This is a genomic window from Curtobacterium sp. VKM Ac-2887 (assembly GCF_015350935.1).
GTDB lineage: Bacteria > Actinomycetota > Actinomycetes > Actinomycetales > Microbacteriaceae > Curtobacterium.
In genome coordinates this window covers 1-16,020 of the sequence record NZ_JADKSB010000028.1, presented here as the reverse complement: position 1 = coordinate 16,020, position 16,020 = coordinate 1, and the positions used below count along the sequence as shown (strand labels likewise).

General features: G+C 67.5%; 16 protein-coding genes. 11 read left to right on the top strand and 5 right to left on the bottom strand.

Features of this window, described 5'->3' with window-relative positions:
* Positions 1 to 43 precede the first annotated feature (43 nt).
* The 5 genes from ITJ69_RS19050 (at position 44) to ITJ69_RS19030 (ending at position 4,859) form a co-directional block, all read left to right on the top strand.
* Positions 44 to 646, top strand: coding sequence for a recombinase family protein (locus ITJ69_RS19050; RefSeq protein ID WP_055960814.1), 603 nt, complete (start codon positions 44 to 46; stop codon positions 644 to 646).
* A 6-nt stretch (positions 647 to 652) separates the two neighbouring features.
* On the top strand, positions 653 to 2,056 hold the full coding sequence (locus ITJ69_RS19045) for a Mu transposase C-terminal domain-containing protein (protein WP_071301383.1): 1,404 nt from the start codon (positions 653 to 655) through the stop codon (positions 2,054 to 2,056).
* Positions 2,053 to 2,865 carry an AAA family ATPase gene (locus tag ITJ69_RS19040; protein WP_055960810.1) on the top strand — a complete coding sequence of 271 codons (813 nt, stop codon included), beginning with the start codon at positions 2,053 to 2,055 and terminating at the stop codon, positions 2,863 to 2,865. The genes ITJ69_RS19045 and ITJ69_RS19040 overlap by 4 nt, the downstream gene beginning before the upstream one ends.
* Positions 2,866 to 2,928: 63 nt before the next feature.
* Complete coding sequence (locus ITJ69_RS19035) at positions 2,929 to 3,582, top strand: helix-turn-helix domain-containing protein (protein WP_323743153.1); 654 nt, start codon at positions 2,929 to 2,931, stop codon at positions 3,580 to 3,582.
* 38 nt (positions 3,583 to 3,620) lie between these two features.
* Entirely contained in the window at positions 3,621 to 4,859 is a 1,239-nt protein-coding gene (locus ITJ69_RS19030; protein WP_194673677.1) for an MFS transporter, read from the top strand.
* Positions 4,860 to 5,268: 409 nt separating this feature from the next.
* Here ITJ69_RS19030 and ITJ69_RS19025 read toward each other — a convergent pair whose 3' ends face one another.
* Genes ITJ69_RS19025 through ITJ69_RS19015 form a run of 3 tightly spaced genes read right to left on the bottom strand, consistent with a single transcriptional unit; the run spans position 5,269 to position 7,703 of the window.
* Positions 5,269 to 5,523, bottom strand: a complete 255-nt coding sequence (locus ITJ69_RS19025; protein WP_194673676.1) for an Atu4866 domain-containing protein — start codon at positions 5,521 to 5,523, stop codon at positions 5,269 to 5,271.
* Positions 5,523 to 6,929 carry an amidohydrolase family protein gene (locus ITJ69_RS19020; protein ID WP_194673675.1) on the bottom strand — a complete coding sequence of 469 codons (1,407 nt, stop codon included), beginning with the start codon at positions 6,927 to 6,929 and terminating at the stop codon, positions 5,523 to 5,525. Before ITJ69_RS19020 ends, ITJ69_RS19025 begins: the two co-directional genes overlap by 1 nt.
* 36 nt (positions 6,930 to 6,965) lie before the next feature.
* Positions 6,966 to 7,703 carry an Atu4866 domain-containing protein gene (locus tag ITJ69_RS19015; protein WP_194673674.1) on the bottom strand — a complete coding sequence of 246 codons (738 nt, stop codon included), beginning with the start codon at positions 7,701 to 7,703 and terminating at the stop codon, positions 6,966 to 6,968.
* A gap of 142 nt (positions 7,704 to 7,845) precedes the next feature.
* On the opposite strand from ITJ69_RS19015, the gene ITJ69_RS19010 reads away from it, so the two are divergent.
* The 4 genes from ITJ69_RS19010 (at position 7,846) to ITJ69_RS18995 (ending at position 11,309) form a co-directional block, all read left to right on the top strand.
* Complete coding sequence (locus ITJ69_RS19010) at positions 7,846 to 8,694, top strand: helix-turn-helix domain-containing protein (RefSeq protein ID WP_194673673.1); 849 nt, start codon at positions 7,846 to 7,848, stop codon at positions 8,692 to 8,694.
* Positions 8,695 to 9,305: 611 nt separating this feature from the next.
* A complete protein-coding gene (locus ITJ69_RS19005) occupies positions 9,306 to 9,878 on the top strand; it encodes a matrixin family metalloprotease (RefSeq protein ID WP_194673672.1) in 573 nt (190 codons plus the stop codon).
* Between the two features lie 14 nt (positions 9,879 to 9,892).
* Complete coding sequence (locus ITJ69_RS19000) at positions 9,893 to 10,459, top strand: hypothetical protein (protein WP_194673671.1); 567 nt, start codon at positions 9,893 to 9,895, stop codon at positions 10,457 to 10,459.
* Between the two features lie 415 nt (positions 10,460 to 10,874).
* The gene (locus ITJ69_RS18995; protein WP_194673670.1) at positions 10,875 to 11,309 is read left to right on the top strand and encodes a hypothetical protein; all 435 of its coding nucleotides are present in this window, start codon (positions 10,875 to 10,877) and stop codon (positions 11,307 to 11,309) included.
* A gap of 511 nt (positions 11,310 to 11,820) precedes the next feature.
* Here ITJ69_RS18995 and ITJ69_RS18990 read toward each other — a convergent pair.
* On the bottom strand, positions 11,821 to 12,426 hold the full coding sequence (locus tag ITJ69_RS18990) for a TetR/AcrR family transcriptional regulator (protein WP_194673669.1): 606 nt from the start codon (positions 12,424 to 12,426) through the stop codon (positions 11,821 to 11,823).
* An 80-nt stretch (positions 12,427 to 12,506) separates the two neighbouring features.
* Between ITJ69_RS18990 and ITJ69_RS18985 the strand changes: the two genes are divergently transcribed.
* On the top strand, positions 12,507 to 13,448 hold the full coding sequence (locus tag ITJ69_RS18985) for a ketopantoate reductase family protein (protein ID WP_194673668.1): 942 nt from the start codon (positions 12,507 to 12,509) through the stop codon (positions 13,446 to 13,448).
* Between the two features lie 56 nt (positions 13,449 to 13,504).
* Positions 13,505 to 14,686, top strand: a complete 1,182-nt coding sequence (locus ITJ69_RS18980) for an IS30 family transposase (RefSeq protein ID WP_194673687.1) — start codon at positions 13,505 to 13,507, stop codon at positions 14,684 to 14,686.
* A 12-nt stretch (positions 14,687 to 14,698) separates the two neighbouring features.
* Here ITJ69_RS18980 and ITJ69_RS18975 read toward each other — a convergent pair whose 3' ends face one another.
* The gene (locus ITJ69_RS18975; RefSeq protein WP_194673667.1) at positions 14,699 to 15,871 is read right to left on the bottom strand and encodes a hypothetical protein; all 1,173 of its coding nucleotides are present in this window, start codon (positions 15,869 to 15,871) and stop codon (positions 14,699 to 14,701) included.
* Between the last annotated feature and the right edge of the window lie 149 nt (positions 15,872 to 16,020).

The following is a 16,020-nucleotide window of genomic DNA, read 5'->3' as shown; positions in this document are numbered from 1 at the left end:
GCCGCCACTACCCCTCCTGGTCGAGTTTCGCTACGTTCTCTTCATGGGTCACCTTCTCGGGTATGCGCGCGTGTCCACCACAGACCAGGACGCGTCGCTGCAGATCGACGCGCTCAACGCCGCTGGCTGCTACCGCGTGTTCGTCGACACCATGTCCGGGTCGCTCCAACACCGGCCCGAGCTCGACAAGCTCCTCGACCAGCTCCGCCCCGGCGACACTCTCGTCGTCTGGCGACTCGACCGGCTCGGCCGGTCCATCCGGCACCTCATCGATCAGCTGCACGCTCTCGCCGAGCGCGGCATCGGGTTCCGGTCCCTGCAGGAGACCATCGACACCACCTCGCCCGGCGGCCGGCTCGTGTTCCACGTCTTCGCCGCGTTGGCGGAGTTCGAACGGGACCTCATCAAGGAACGCACCAACGCCGGCCTCGCCGCCGCTCGAGCCCGCGGCCGCACCGGCGGCCGACCATCTCGGCTCTCCGCGGACCAGGTGCGCACCGCACGCCGGCTCTACGAACAGCAGGACATGACCGTCGCGCAGATCGGCGACGTGCTCGGCGTTAGCCGCACCACCATCTACCGTGCACTCGCGAAGCACGCCGAGCCCGTCGCGGCGCGACGAACCAAGCCTTCCCCAACGATGTAGCTGGCTATGGACGCGAGCGAGCGGTGGGGCATCCTTCGACTGCACGTCGAGGACGCCATCCCGCTCGCCACCCTGGCCCGCACCACGGGCGTCGCTGAGCGCACCCTGCAACGCTGGTTGGCCCGCTACCGAACCGGCGGATACCCGGCTCTCGCCGACGGCACCCGCACCGATCACGGCGCCCGACGGACGGCACCGGAACTGGTGCGCCTGATTGAGGGGCTCGCACTCACCAAGCCACGACCTTCGATCGCCACGATTCACCGCCAGGTCGACAATTACTGCACCAAACGAGGTCTCTCAGCGCCGTCGTACTCCGTTGTGCGGTCGATCGTGAACGGGCTTGATCCCGGGATGGTGACGCTCGCGCTTGAGGGGCCCGCGTCATATCGGGACAAGCACGAACTGCTGCTCCGACGTCGTGCGGATCGCCCCAACGCGATCTGGCAGGCGGACCACACGATGCTCGATCTGCTCATCGTCGGACCCGACGGCAAGCCCGAACGGCCGTGGTTGACGGTGATCCTCGACGACTACTCCCGCGCGGTCTGCGGGTACATGGTGTTCCTCGGCGCCCCATCCGCCGCGAACACCGCGCTCGCGCTCCGGCAAGCGATCTGGCACAAGCCGGAACCGGACTGGCCTGTCTGCGGGATCCCAGACGTGCTCTACACAGACCACGGGTCCGACTTCACCAGCCACCGAATCGGCGACACCGCCGCCGTGCTGCACCTCCGCATCATCCACTCGCAGGTCGCTCGCCCCCAGGGCCGCGGGAAGATCGAGCGGTTCTTCGGCACCATCAACACCGAGCTGCTCCCAACGCTCCCCGGCCACCTCGCACCCGGATCCTCGGCGCCGGCGCCGACGCCGGCGCTGGATCTCGCCGGTGTCGACAGTGCCATCAACACGTTCATCCGCCGCTACAACGCCCGCATCCACCGCGAGCTCCGGAAGAGCCCACTGGAAGCGTGGATCGCAGACGGGTGGCTGCCACGAATGCCGGACTCCCTCGAGCAGCTCGACGGGTTCCTGCTCACCGTCCCGACCACGCGTGTCGTGCAACGAGACGGCATCCACTTCGAAGGGCTCCGCTACACCGCAACCACTCTCGCACCCTTCGTGGGCAGCACCGTCAGCGTCCGGTACGACCCCCGCGACGTCACCGAGATCCGTGTCTTTCACCGCGACGCGTTCCTGTGCACCGCGATCAGTACCGCGCATCAGACCGAGACCATCAGTCTCAAGCAGATCCAGGCCGCCCGGAACGCGCAACGAAGAGCCCTGCGCGGGCAGATCCGCGAACGCATCGCGATCGTCCGCCCCACACCCGATGATCACACCCCACCAGCACCCGCACCGGCACCGGATCAACCGCGACTGATGACCTACGAGGAGGACCGGTCATGACGAGCCAGTTCATCATCACGAAGGAACACCGTCGGTTCGCGGAGTTCGCCGACGCCGTCCGGAAGCAGAACACCATCGGCGTCTGCTTCGGCCCCGCTGGCGTCGGCAAGACCCTCTCCGCACGCCGCTACGCCCACTGGGACAGCATCGGCCCGTTCATCGCCAGATGGGCCGCACGCAGCGAAGACGACACGAAGATCTACGCCGCCGCCCACCGAGCCCGCACCGTCTTCTACACGCCCGAGGTCTCCGCCACGATGCGCGCCCTGCAGGACGACCTCCGGCACGACATGCTCCGCACCGAACGCTGCATCGAGGAACACCTCCTGCTCCAGGGTCGCCACTTCGACCACGCACACGGCCCCAACCCGTCCCTGCTCGAGCTGATCATCATCGACGAGTCCGAACGCCTCACCGGCAACGCGATCGAGTGGCTCCGCGACCAGTACGACCGCACCGGCATAGCGATGATCCTCATCGGCATGCCCGGCATCGAGAAGCAGTTCAGCCACTACCCGCAGCTCTACAGCCGCCTCGGTTTCGCCCACCAGTACCGTCCGCTCGGCCACGACGAGCTGCTCTTCGTCCTCGAACGTCAATGGCGCAAGCTCGGCAAGACGCTCGACCCCGACGACTTCACCGACGCGCAAGCCATCGCCGCCGTCGAACGCATCACCCGCGGCAACTTCCGGCTCCTTGAGCGCCTCCTCCCTCAGATCCAACGCGTCCTGAAGATCAACGAGCTCGACGTCATCACCAACGACGTCGTCGAGGCCGCCCGCAGCACCCTCGTCATCGGCACCACCTGACCCGACACCGATCGCAGCGAAAACGACGACACAGAGCGAGGCTGCTCACAGCTGAGCAGTCAAGTGTCCGTCGACCTGAAAGTCATTTGCAGATCGTTCCTCGACGCCGTAAGATCTGAAAGACCGTTTCGGATCGAGGGAGTCGTCGTGCAGGAGAATCGTCCGAACCTCTCTGACCCGGGGGTCCTCGATGCGTTGTCCCACCCGGTGCGTCTCGACGTCCTCGGATACCTCGCCTCTTCGGGTCCAGCGACGGCTTCACAGTGCGCCCGCGCGGTCGGGGACACTCCGTCGAACTGCAGCTACCACCTCCGGGTGCTGGCTTCCCACGGGTTGGTCGAGCCGGATCCCTCGGGCGATGGTCGCTCCCGGCCGTGGCGCACGACCATCACCGGGTTCACCACCGACGACGTCGACCCGGCCGACCTGGCTGGCGTCGACAGGATGCTGGCTGCTTCGGTCGAGCTCGACCACCACCTGCTCCGCGAGTACCTCCGCGGCCGCGACGTCGTATCGCCGGAGTGGCGGGCGGCGGACCTGCACGCCTCCTACGGCCTCGCCCTCTCGCCGGTCGAGCTCGCCGAGGTCGTCGAACAGCTCGACGCGGTCGTCCGGCCGTACATCCAGGCGACCCGGACGGACGCGCCCGCCGACGCCGAACACGTGCACCTGTCGCTCAGTGCGTTCCCGCGGTTCGGGTTCGGACCGGGCCGGTGATGACGACGACCACCCGTCCCGGGCTGAGGGGCTCAGCGATGGCTGTACCCGCGTTCCGGCGGCTCTGGCTCGCCGGGCTCGTGTCGGACACCGGCGACTGGTTGATGTTCATCGCTCTGCCGCTGGTCGTCCTCCAGCTCACCGGTTCCGCAGTCGGCACGTCGTTCGCCTTCCTCCTCGAGCTCGCCCCGCCGGTGCTGCTCGCTCCGGTCATCGCACGGGTCACCGACCGGCTGTCGCACCGGCTGGTGATGGTCGTGGCGATGGTCGGGCAGGCGCTGACGCTGCTGCCGTTGCTCCTGGTGCACGCGGCGTCGGACCTGCCGGTCGTCTACGGGGTCATCGTGGCTCAAGCATCGTTCGGCGCCTTCTTCCTGCCGGCGAAGAACGCGCTCCTGCCAACACTCGTCGGACTCGAGCGCGCGAACTCGGCGAACGCGCTCGTCGGGCTGAACAACGACTTCGGCCGGATCGTCGGCGGCCCGCTCGGCGGTGTACTCCTCGCGGTCGGCTCGTTGAGCGCCATCGCTCTCATGGACGTGGCCTCCTACGTCGTCGCGGCTGCCCTCGTCCTCAGCCTGCCCCGCAGAACCAACCCGGGCGGGCCTCCCAGCACGAACCCAAGCGTGCCGAAGCCCAGCGGCGTCCTCCACGCCCTCAACGACCGGCCGACGCTGCACCTCGTCCTGGTGAACACCGTCGCGTCAGTCGCACAGGGACTCTTCCTCGTCCTGTTCGTCTTCTTCGTCACCGACGTGATACGCGGGAACGAAGCCGACGTCGGGCTACTCCGCGGCGTGCAGGCGATCGGAGCGATCGGCGCCGGGCTCGCCCTCGGCGTCCTCGGGGCCAAGATCAACGCCTTACGGCTCACGCTCATCGGTGCGAGCACGTTCACGGTCATCACCGTGCTCTGCTGGAACGCGTCGTTCGTCACCCACGCCGTGCCGCTCTACGCGCTGCTGTTCGCCACGATCGGGGTGCCGGCGGTCTTCATGGGAGCGGGGCTGACCAGCCTCCTGCAACAGGCCACGCGCGGCGCGCACCGGGGAAGCGCCTTCGCCGCACTCGGCCTCGGACAGGCGATCGGCCAGGCGATCGGGATAACGGCCGCGGGGCTCCTGCAGGAGCCGCTCGGCACACTGCCTCTGCTTGAAGTCCAAGCCGGCACCTACGCGCTCACCGCGCTGCTGGCCTTCGTCCTGCTCCCACGACGTTCACGCGCTGCTTCCGGCCGGCCCGCACTGTCAGAGCCCGCTCCAAGTTCGTCCGGTTGACCATCCTCTATCGGACGCGCTCAGGGTCACGCGTGCGGCTACGAGCCCGACCTGCCTAAACGGGGTCGTATGTGGGAAGGCCAGCGGGCCGTCACCAGCTTTCGTTGATGACGTGTATTCGCTAATGGATCTGCGATGACCGGTCGTGGACTATGAGCCCGACATTTAGCGTGAGCATGGCCAGGAAGATGATGGTGTACCCGTGGATGGCGACCCAGATCAGGGCCTCGATGGGTATCAAGGGATAGCGGTCATGATGAGCGTGCGGGACGCCATCACGAGGAGCGCGAGGCGAGCGACCAGCTCGAGGAGACGTCGCACCAACTCCGAATCCATCGGCGAAGCCATGCCGAATACGACGTGGGGGAGGCGGACCGAGCCTGAGCCCGGTCCGCCTCCCGCGGCCGCGTTATGCCGCGTGGCGGTGCATCACCATCCCCGCGTGGAAGAGCACGTCGTCGCGGAACTCGCCGTCCGCGGAGAAGCCCGTGTCGTCTCGGTACAGGATCGTCGATCCCTCGACGCGGTACGCACCGGTGTATGCGGCCTCGCGGTCGTCGCGCGCCTCGACGTAGCGACCGTCAGGGAGCAGGCGTTGCCGGATGCGGCCGTCGGCGGTGACCCAGAGCCCGACGTACGGGTGGTCGGATGTGAGGGTGCTCATCAGGCCGTCGCCACGCGTCGGATGATGTCGTCGCGGGATCGGATGACCTCGTCGCGGAGAGCGTCGATGTCCTCCCCGACGAGGGTGCCGCCCCACTTCCGAGCGGTGCCGGCGACGAGCACGGTGTCAATGTTCCGGGCGTCGGTGCCGAGGACGAGGGTGCCCACGGCGTCGTTCAGTGGCATGTTGTTGATGTCGTTCGCGCGGACGATGAGCAGGTCGGCGTCCTTGCCGGGGGTGAGGGATCCGGTGACGTCGCCGAGGGCGTTGGCTCGCGCGCCCTGCAGGGTCGCCAGGTCGAGCACGTCCCGGGTGCTGATCCGGGTGCGCGTCTCGTCGGTCCCGTAGGCGGCGTTGGTGGCGCGCATGCGCTGGATGGTGTGCAGGGCGCGCATCTGGGTGAACATGTCGCTGGCGAGCGCGACCTCGACGTCGATGCTGAGACCGGGGCGGACGTCGACGGCTAGCGCCTCATCGATCGCGGGGATCGCGGTCTCCAAACCGATCTGCGCGTCCGACGTGGGCGCGAGCGATACGCTGACGCCGGCGTCGCCCATGGCGCGCCAGGCGTCGTCGGTGAGCCCGGTGGAGTGGATGAGGGTGAGCGTCGGGTCGAGGATTCCCTGCTGCGCCCACCGGAGGATCGCCTCGGACGAGGGGATGCCGAAGACGGCATCGATACTCGTCCAGATGTCGAGGTCGCGGGCGAGCGCCGCGAGCTCTGGTCTGTATGCGATGGCGGGACCCGCGATCTCCGCGGTCGAGAGCGCGGCCAGACGGAGGGTCACGAGCCCGCCGTTCGCGCCGTGGAACGACGTCATGAGCCGTTCGACGTCGGCCGGCCACTGGTGGTCCCAGTCGCCGAAGTGCGGGCCCATCGACGCGTGCACGCCGCGGATCCCGGTGTCGACCAGCGCGGTGATGGCCGCGTCTGAGTGCGCACGGCTCCGGGAGTTGTGGGAGAAGTCCAGCATCGTGGTGATCCCCGAGTCCAGTGCGGTGAGCGCGGCGAGGCGCGTGCCCACGTGCATGTCCTGCGGCGTGTAGCTCGGAGCGATGCTGGCGAGGGTCGACATGACGTACTCACCGAGGTCCGTGACGTCGGGGATGCTGCGCCGGAGCTGGGCCTCCCACGCGTGCCGGTGGGTGTCGACGAATCCAGGGCTGACGATAGACCCCCGGGTGTCGACGATGAGGGCGGACGCCGCTGCGGCGGCGTGCATCGGGTGCGTGCGGAGGTCAGCGCCCACGGCGACGACGCGGGGACCTGCGATGAGGACGTCGCCGGTGTCAAGGTCGGGGATGTCGGGGTCCATCGTCACGACGGCGCCGCCGGTGAGGAGGATGGGGCGGCCGGCGGCGCGGGCGTCCGTGAAGTCGGCGAGGGAGGTGGGGGTGGAGGTCATGGACTTCTTTCGTGTGAGTGCGAGTGCGAGTGCGGGTTAGGCGCGATGGAAGGTGTATCCGGCGTGGTGAAGGTTGCCGTCGGCGAACTCGCCGAAGGCCCAGAAGCCGAGGTCGTCGCGGTAGTCGATCCGGTTGCCGGTGATCCAGAAGTCGCCCTGGTAGGCGTGCGGGCGGCCTCCGCGGGTCTCGTCGTAGCGGCCGTCGCCGGTGAGGTGTTGGCGGACGAAGTCGTTCTCGTCGATCCACGTCCCCAGGAGCGGGTGACCGTCGGATGGTTCCGAGGCGCCAATGTTGGATCCAACATCCGCTGCGGGCACCGCGGCGCCTGCCCAACGGAGGACTGCACCATCAGCGAAGACGACGAGTGCGTCTTCGGGAGTGTCGAGGAGGCGTCGCAGGACGTCGTCGCCGGTCTCACCGTCCTTCGTCGGCACGAGCGCGAAGGTCGCGGGGTTGCCGGGCGCGATGGCGCCCGCGGGGCGGTGCGCCTTCGGGCGGAGCGCGAGGATGCGGGGGGTGTCAATGATTGCGGGGACGAGGGTGAGACCGGCGCAGTCAATCGCGATGGCGCCGTCGTCGTCGGCTGCAGTCATGAGGCCGGGGCCAATGCCAACGATGCGGGATCCGCCCAGCAGGACGTCGCCGCGGTCGACGTTTCCGATGAGTGGATCGGTCGTCACGATGTTGGCGTTGCCGAACAGGAGCGGCCTGCCGGCGGCATTTTTGTTGTCGGTGATGAGCTGCAGGAGCTCCGGGGTGAAGGGAGAGTTCATGCGGATCCTCCAGGTGGGTGGCCCGGCGCGGATGCGCCGATGCGCTCCACCATCGCGTGGTGGCGTGGGCAGGACCAGGCCGCGGCGTGCCGGGGTGCGGTACACCCTGGAACCCGCGACGGGCGGGACGTACGTTGGGGCGATGACCACAACCGAGCTCGGTACGTTCCTCAAAGCACGACGCGGCCACGTGCAACCCGGGGATGTGGGGCTCACCGTGCAGGGCGGCCGACGCGTCTCGGGTCTGCGCCGCGAGGAGGTGGCGATGCTCGCGGGCGTCAGCATCGACTACTACACGCGTCTGGAGCAGGGACGGGAGCGGAACCCCTCCGGCTCCGTCCTCAATGCCGTCTCGGGTGCCCTCGTGCTGGACGATGACCTCCGCGCTCATGTGTTCCGTCTGGCGGATCTGGCGCCCGCGCCGCGCAGCGCGGTCCGTGGCACGGTGGACGCGTCCCTTCAGGATCTGTTGTCTGCGTGGTCGCACACGCCGGCGTTCATCGTCGACCGTCAGCTCGACATCCTTGCCCGCAACGAGCTGGCTACCGCGCTCTACTCCGGGTTCGCGCGGGCGGACAACATCGCCCGGATGACCTTCCTCGACCCGAGCGGTCGGGACTTCTTTTCCGACTGGACCCGAGCGACCGAGACGTGCGTCGCCAACCTCCGGCTTGCCCTCGGTCACGCCGACGGCCAAGACCGGGTGCAAGCCCTCGTCGCCGAGATCCACGCGGCTAGCGCGGAGTTCCGTCTCGTGTGGAACAGGCACGACGTTCGGGGCAAGACGCACGAGGCAAAAGCGTTTCGGCATCCCGAGGTGGGGGACCTGCTCCTGGAGTACACCGCGTTCGACGTGAGGAGCTCGCCCGGGCAGCAGCTCATTGTGTACCACGCTCTCCCCGGCACAGCGTCTGCGGACAATCTGCTGCTGCTCGGATCGCTCGCTGCTACGCGGGGGAGCGGCGTCGTCGAGCCGGGGGCGTCGAGATAGGCATCGCGGTGGTTCGGTCGCCTTCGACGCTCGCGCAGCGCTCGGCGGGATCGGCAGACGGATCTCGGAGATGCACGTGCATCGCCACCATCCCAGTCGCCTGGAGGATCCGCCTGAAGATCGCGAGCTCGTCGATGATCGAGAGGTTGAGCACGGGGTTTACCTCCGCGCCGGATCGACCTGTCCAAGTGCTCCCATCAATCCCGAGGCGTCGCCGTTTCCCGCCGCTACGGCATTTGGTCCACCGGCGGCGGAGCCGCTCGCCGGATGGCGAGTGTTACTAGCAGCTCGAGGACGTCGAGCGGCACCAGGAGGACCTCGCCGAGGCCAGTGTCGTGGTCAATGAGACGTTCGAGCGTGCGACGCGTATGGATGCTCGCGGACGTCCGGGGAGGGATCGGTTACCGGGCGGTAGAAGCTGGCGCGGGGAGGCAGGGAAACCGGTATCCACTTATGGGTTTCCTGTGTCGAGTTGGTAACGGTGCTTGGTACACCGGCGCCATCGTGCTTCGATGACGTTGGGGGATCAATTCGAAGATCACTCACGGGGGAGGGGTCACGCTGGCGCGGGGGCTCCTGAGCGCCCCGTTCGTTCGGATCTTTGGGGTGACATGAACAAGTTCACTGCTCGTTTCGCTGCACGTGTGCAGGCGGGACGAACACGACGCTACGTAATGCTGGGGACCGCGGTGCTCGCGGTGGGCGCGATGGTCGCGATTCCGACGGCTGCGCAGGCGTATGCGAAGCTCGGCTACCACTGGGCCAACGGGAACCTCCGGATCTACGTCGCCACGACGTCGGGGAACTATCGGACGGCGATCGGGCAGGCGGCGACGAACATCTCCGCAACGGACGTGAACCTGAGCCTTACCAACACTGGTGGACCCGCGTTCACCGCTGCGCAGACTAACGAAGGCGCGACAGGCTACGAGGGCCACACCGACCAGATCCACATCGGTTCACGCACGACCAGTGCCCACTCGTTCCTGAACACGCACTACCTCGCGGGGAAGCCGGTCGCGCAGCTCAAGGTCGTGTGGTTGCACGAGCTCGGGCACGGACTCGGCCTTGACCACGTCTCCGGCGTGAAGCACGTCATGTACAAGAGCGCATCCGCCGCGTACGGCGCAGGCATTCGTAATCTCACCGCCGACGAAGTCGCCGGCCTGAACTCCATCTACTGAAAGGGACCGCGCACATGAACAAGCACATCATCCGCAGCGGCGCCGGTCTCGTCCTCGCTGCAGCGTCGATCGCGGCTCTCGCCGGCTGCGCATCGAGCAGCAGCCACGGGTCACGGGTCGAGTTCTACTCATCCACCGCGGACCTGTCGGACGCCAGCACCCTCGTAGTGTCCGGCACGGTCACGGAACAGCACGTCGCGCAGGACATCGAGGGATCCGGAGACTTCACTCTCTCGACTCTGCATGTCGCCGATGCTCCGAAGGATGCCGACGGGGTGGATGCCGGTAGCGACATCGTCGTCCGGCAGCTCGGCAGCACCGCGAACCCGGGGCCCGCGGCGTTCCTCGAGGACGGCGGGACCTACCTGCTGTATCTCACGGCCTCCGGGCTTGACGGCGATCTCGCCAGCCAGTATTACGTCACCGGTGGTGAGGCTGGCCTGTACGAGGAGGCGACGCAGACCGCTGCGAAGCGATCGGCGTCGGCGTCCGACGTGTCCACGTTCACGAAGGTTCCCGAGGGCGATGAGGGCGGCGACACGCTGCCCGAGCAGGTCACCCTCGAGGAAGCGGCCGGCTAGCGACGCACTTCGGCGGCCGGTGATACCGATTCGGTGTCCCCGGCCGCTGTCGTCCGTGCGGCGACGATTGCGCGCCAGATCGCGATTGCGATGACGGCGGCTCCGAGTACCGAAATCACCCAGACCCCGGCAGTGCCGACCGCGGGCCCGGTCGCGCTGCAGGTGCTGTCGGTACCGGATGCTGCATCGTTGCATGAGCTGCCCTGCAGGACGAACGCGAAGAACACGACCACGAGCACTGCAGCGACCGCGACCGCGATCCAGCCAGCAACTCGGCCCACCCCTGAATTAGTCATGGCGACACACAACCACCGATCTGGGCGGTTCCTCCGCTCGGACGATCATCGACACCGAATCGCAACACGTCCACAGGAGCCACTATCGAGACGGCAGATGCGCCTTAAAGTTCTGAACCGTGGGTGACTGGATGGTGGGGTTTCGTGATGGCGGCCTGATCGACTACGAAGTGAGATCCGCGGACGAGGCCGCGGATGCAGCCGAAGTCGTCCGGGCCGACCGCCCCCACTCCCTAATCGTCGCCGTCATCAAGTGGCCCGATCCCGCGAACTGGCACAACCGCATCGAGTACTCCGACCTGCCCCCCAGATACCGAGCGCTGCGCCGTTATGACGGACCGCCTGGCCACCACGGCTACCTGGTGGTGACGCAAAGCGTGGACCGTTCGCGGGGGACCGTTCCCAACCGACCGATCAGCCTCGAACAGGCGCGTTGGCATCGGGACTGGATGTTGCGGGGGTACTTCGAGTGCTTGCACGCGCACCTCCGGCGGCCAGTCCTCGCGGCGCCTCTCGTGCCCGAGATCGTTCGTCTGGAGATCATCCACGAGTAGCGGGCCGGAAGCTAGGTCGCTAGGGTCGGTCTCTTCGCGACGGCGGAGTACCGCTTGGAGTTTTCGTGGCCACTCTGATCCACGTTGATGTGCACCGCGAGGGCAAGTTCTGGGTCATCGTTATCCCCACCGTCGACTCAGTGACGCAGGCATATCGGCGAAGCGAGATCCGACCAATGGCACAGGACTGCGCGGCCCTGATGCTCGGGGTCCCGCCACAGCGGGTTCGCATAGGCGCAGTGCGTCTCTCAGCACCGCCCGACTGGGCGGCCGACGAATGAGTTGTCGGCCGATCCGTCATCGAGACGTGATCACGACACGGAGCGGTGCGAGAACGACGACACCGAACGAAGCTGCTCACAGTTGAGACACCTAAATCGCCGGATCTGCGCGGGTCGCGAATCGGGTGTGAGGTGTGCGGTAGCCGATCGGCTACTGAGACGCTGCTGCGTCTGGTTCAGGGCGCGAAGAAGGTGCAAACTGCTCGACGTCGGCGGCGGCGTGTTCCGCGTCAGTTGGCAACCGTGCCCGTCCCTGGGTCAACGACTTCTCCCGTCCGGTCGACCTGCGCGTGGAAGCCCAGGCCCCGCACGATGAGCCCGACGACAATCCGTGATTCCGTTGCCCACTGCGGGCGGTCGATCGCAGACCCGATTCCGTGGAGCGCGATGAGGACAGCTCCGGGAGTGACGTCACAGCGGATGGCTCCTTCGGCGGCGGCGCCGGCGATCAAGTCCGTGAGCGTGCGTTCCAGTTGGCTCCCGCCTTCGGCTTGCGCTGACGAGTCGACGTCGGCGGCGAGGGCGCGCGCGAGCGCTGCGTGTTCGACGACGTAGTCCACGAATGCGTGGAGGAACATCTCGAGACGCATACCGGGCGGCTGTGTGGAGTCGCTCGCCTGGTCGCAGAGCGCGGTGACCTCGTTCTTGTACACCGCCGCGGCCAGCGCTGCGCGAGTGGGGAAGTGTCGGTACAGCGTTCCGACCCCCACACCTGCGCGTGCTGCGAAGTCGTCGAAGCGGAGTGACTCGCCCTGATCGAACACTGATCGGGCTGCCGCGATGATGGCAGCCCGGTTGCGGCGTGCGTCAGCTCGCAACGGCTTTGGTTCAGCCATGTGTGCTCCCATTGACAGGTGGAGACGGTCTCCGTATTGTATGAATCGGAGACAGCCTCCACTTTAGCAGGAGGTGCGCGGTGCGGGTACTGATGTTTGGCCGTGGTGTCATCGCGACGGTCTACGGACAGGCGTTCGCGAACGCAGGGTACGACGTTGTGTTCGCTGTCCGGCCGAGCCGGATCGCGGAGTACGGCGACGAAGTGCAGATCGACCTCGTCGACGGGCGGCGATCGGCGTTGGGACGACGGTCGTTCTCCACGTTCAACACCGAACTGCGCGACGTTTCGGACCCGGGCCAGGGGTTCGATCTCATCGTGGTGAGCGTCGGGCACCACCGTCTGCGCGAAGCTGTTGCGTCCGTTGCCCCGCACGTCGGTGATGCCACCGTGCTGATCTTTGGCAACGTGTGGGACGAACCCTTTTCCGCGGTTGCTCCGCTCCCGGCAGACCAGGTTCGGTTCGGGTTCCCTGGTGCTGGTGGCGGTTTTGGCAGCGACGGCGTCCTGCACGGTGCTGTCTTCCGCTCGGTCGTCCTCGGTGCCACGGGGACGTCGGCTGACCGGCGGGACCGCGTCGTGCGGACGGTCTTCACACAGGCCGGGTTCGTCGTGAAGGAACAGCGCGACATGCGTGGTTGGCTCTGGCTGCACTTCGCGATGGACGTCGGGATGTTCTCCCAGGCCCTGCGGAGCGGTGGGCTGGCGAACATGATCGGGGACCGGGCCGCACTGCACGAGGCGTTCCGCACGAGCCGCGAGTTGCTGCCCGTCCTCCGAGCGCGAGGGGTGGACCTCCGACGCCACCGCGGCGTGACGCTGCCCGCTCGGCTCCCTCGGTTGGCTGCCACCGCTTCGGCAGTGGCCACCGCGCTCGTCCCGATCGCGCGGGTGAGCCTCGCAGCGCACGCCGACCCGAACGCAGCCGAGCCCACCGCGGTAATCGCAGACGCACTTGCCACGGCTCGTCAGCTCGACTTCCCCACGCCGCGCCTCAATCGGGCGGTGCAGGCGGACCGGTAGGGGATCCTTGGGTTCAGCCGGTCGTTGCAACACCACCGTGAATCGGAGTGCTGCAGATGGGATCCAGGCTGGAACACCGCGCTCGAGAGGCGCGGTTCTGGGAGCTATTGAGACAGGGCCTCGGACGCACGGCGGCCTGTGATGCTGTCGGCGTGGACCGACGTCAGGGATATCGATGGGTCAAAGCAGCCGGCGGACGGAACCCGTTCGCCCACACGCCCCGCTCCGACAGGTACCTCAGCCAAGAAGAGCGGCTCCAGATCGCAGACCTACGCCAGGACGGTGAGGGCGTGCGCGCGATCGCCAAAGCACTCGGTCGGTCGCCGTCGACGATCAGCCGCGAGCTCACCAGGAACGCAGCGGCTGGCGGAACCTACCGGCCGTACTCGGCTGAGAAGCAATGCCGGGCTCGTGCGCGACGCCCGAAACCGCGGAAACTCGACCGGCTGGAGCTCGCTCTGCAGGTCGAGCTGCGGTTGGTGCGGAACTGGTCCCCGGAGCAGATCCGTGATGACCTGGCTAGGACATTCCCGAACCGGCCGGAGATGCACGTGTCGCACGAGACGATCTACCAGTCCCTGTTCGTTCAGGGCCGTGGGCACCTGCGCGCTGACCTGCACACACACCTCCGCACCGGCCGCGCCATCCGCCGACACCGCGGCGAACCCAGACGCGCGTCGTGGTCGAAGATCCGCGACATGATCCTGATCAGCGAACGCCCCGCCGAAGCTGACGACCGGGCCGTTCCCGGCCACTGGGAAGGCGATTTGATCGTCGGGATCAACGCCCGCAGCGCGATCGGCACCCTCGTCGAACGCACAACCCGCTACGTGATGCTGCTGCACCTGCCCAACGGGCACAGCGCCGACGCCGTCCGTGACGCGATGATCCCCACCATCCAGACCCTGCCCGAGCATCTCCGTCGGTCGTTGACGTGGGATCAGGGCACCGAGCTTGCCCGGCACAAGGACAGCACTCTCGCCACGGACCTCGCGATCTACTTCTGCGACCCGCACAAGCCCTGGCAGCGCGGCTCGAACGAGAACACCAACGGCCTGCTCCGGCAGTACTTCCCGAAGTCCACCGACCTCAGCGTCCACAGCCCGGAACGACTCCTCGACGTCGCCACGGAACTCAACGAACGACCCCGCAAAACGCTCGGCTACCGCACCCCGGCAGAAGCATTCGAACAACTACTGTCGGACCCGAAACAACCACCCGTTGCAACGACCCCTTGAAACCGCCATCGCCTATTGAGACGCTTGCGCCCGGCGGTCGAGGAGGTGGTAGGCGAGCGTCGCGAGGGTAAGGGCGGCAGCGATCGCGAACATCGTGCGCCCGCCGAAGCCGAGAAGGGTGCCTGCGAGAGCGGTGCCGACCGCGGAGAACGCGACCTTGATACCGGCCATACTGACGAAGATCTGCGCTTCCGCGCCGGGTGGGGAGAACGCCGCCCGAGCTGCCAGGCTCGCAGTGAACAGGACTCCCGTCGCAACGCCGAGCAGCGCGAACGCAGCAGCACCGACGGGGATGGAAAAGATCGCCAGCCCGAGAACGAACCCGACTGCGACGGTGACGACGCCCCAGCGGATGAGCCGGTCCGCCTGCCCGCGGAGCGGAAGGACGATCAGCAGCAAAGAGACTGCGAGGTTTCCCGCACCGTAGGCGGACGTGAGCACAGCTGACGAGGCGGTGGACGCGTCGAGGGAGTCGACTGTGCCGACGGCGAGGAGTGGGACAGCGCCGAGGGGGACTGCCGTCAGGGCGGTGGCGATCGTGGTCCGTCGCAGTCCCGGTAGTTGCAGGAGCATCCCGAGCGCAGCGCGCAGTCCTACGGGAGCTGGTGCTTCGCCGTTGGTGGGCTGCTGGGCCGCTCGGGGAAGGGCCAGCACGACGAACCCTCCGGCGACTGCCGCGCAGGCAGCGGTGAGGACCGCAGCGGTGGAGGCGCTGGCGGTGGCCACGATGGCGATAACGGCGGGGCCCGCCGTGGCGGAGACACCGTAGGTGAAGGCGTCCATCCCCTGTGCACGTCGTCGTGCGAGTTCGTCGATACCGACTATCGCCGCGAGCTGACTACTGAGACCACCGGTGAGGAGAGGTCCGGCCAAGCCCGCGATCAGGAGTCCGCCGGCGGCTCCCGTGAGCGTGATGGGGAGCAGGAGGATCGCGCCTGCGAGGGCGAGCCCGTAGATGAGTCCCGCACCGGCGAGGACGAGCTTCTTGGACCTGGCGCGGTCGAGGAGCTGCGCGGCGACTGGCCCCGCGAGGTGGGGCAGAGTGATGCAGGCGGCGAGAAGGCCGGTGGCATCGCCAGCACCGGCCGGACGGGCGGCGAGGACCACACCGATGATTGCGGCCGCGTCGGCACCGCGGAGCAAGCAGGCCGCGATGAAGTAGACGACCAACCCTCGTGCTCGCACACGCACCCCCTCGTGAGTATCGAGGCTACTGCGGCCCACCGCGGCGCGGTCAACGATCGGATAGCCGATCGTTGTTGACGCCGAAGTAGAACGGACCCCTTTGTGCCGAACTGGGGCGGACCCCTTCTGGGGTTGTTGAGCTTAGTTGT

Bases quoted from the DNA above. Each gene is read 5' to 3' on its own strand.
- ITJ69_RS19005 (WP_194673672.1), top strand. From the start codon at position 9,306: ATGAACAAGTTCACTGCTCGTTTCGCTGCACGTGTGCAGGCGGGACGA.
- ITJ69_RS19025 (WP_194673676.1), bottom strand. From the start codon at position 5,523: ATGAGCACCCTCACATCCGACCACCCGTACGTCGGGCTCTGGGTCACC.
- ITJ69_RS19020 (WP_194673675.1), bottom strand. From the start codon at position 6,929: ATGACCTCCACCCCCACCTCCCTCGCCGACTTCACGGACGCCCGCGCC.
- ITJ69_RS19015 (WP_194673674.1), bottom strand. From the start codon at position 7,703: ATGAACTCTCCCTTCACCCCGGAGCTCCTGCAGCTCATCACCGACAAC.
- ITJ69_RS19030 (WP_194673677.1), top strand. From the start codon at position 3,621: ATGGCTGTACCCGCGTTCCGGCGGCTCTGGCTCGCCGGGCTCGTGTCG.
- ITJ69_RS18990 (WP_194673669.1), bottom strand. From the start codon at position 12,426: ATGGCTGAACCAAAGCCGTTGCGAGCTGACGCACGCCGCAACCGGGCT.
- ITJ69_RS19045 (WP_071301383.1), top strand. From the start codon at position 653: ATGGACGCGAGCGAGCGGTGGGGCATCCTTCGACTGCACGTCGAGGAC.
- ITJ69_RS19000 (WP_194673671.1), top strand. From the start codon at position 9,893: ATGAACAAGCACATCATCCGCAGCGGCGCCGGTCTCGTCCTCGCTGCA.
- ITJ69_RS19050 (WP_055960814.1), top strand. From the start codon at position 44: ATGGGTCACCTTCTCGGGTATGCGCGCGTGTCCACCACAGACCAGGAC.
- ITJ69_RS19040 (WP_055960810.1), top strand. From the start codon at position 2,053: ATGACGAGCCAGTTCATCATCACGAAGGAACACCGTCGGTTCGCGGAG.
- ITJ69_RS19010 (WP_194673673.1), top strand. From the start codon at position 7,846: ATGACCACAACCGAGCTCGGTACGTTCCTCAAAGCACGACGCGGCCAC.
- ITJ69_RS18980 (WP_194673687.1), top strand. From the start codon at position 13,505: ATGGGATCCAGGCTGGAACACCGCGCTCGAGAGGCGCGGTTCTGGGAG.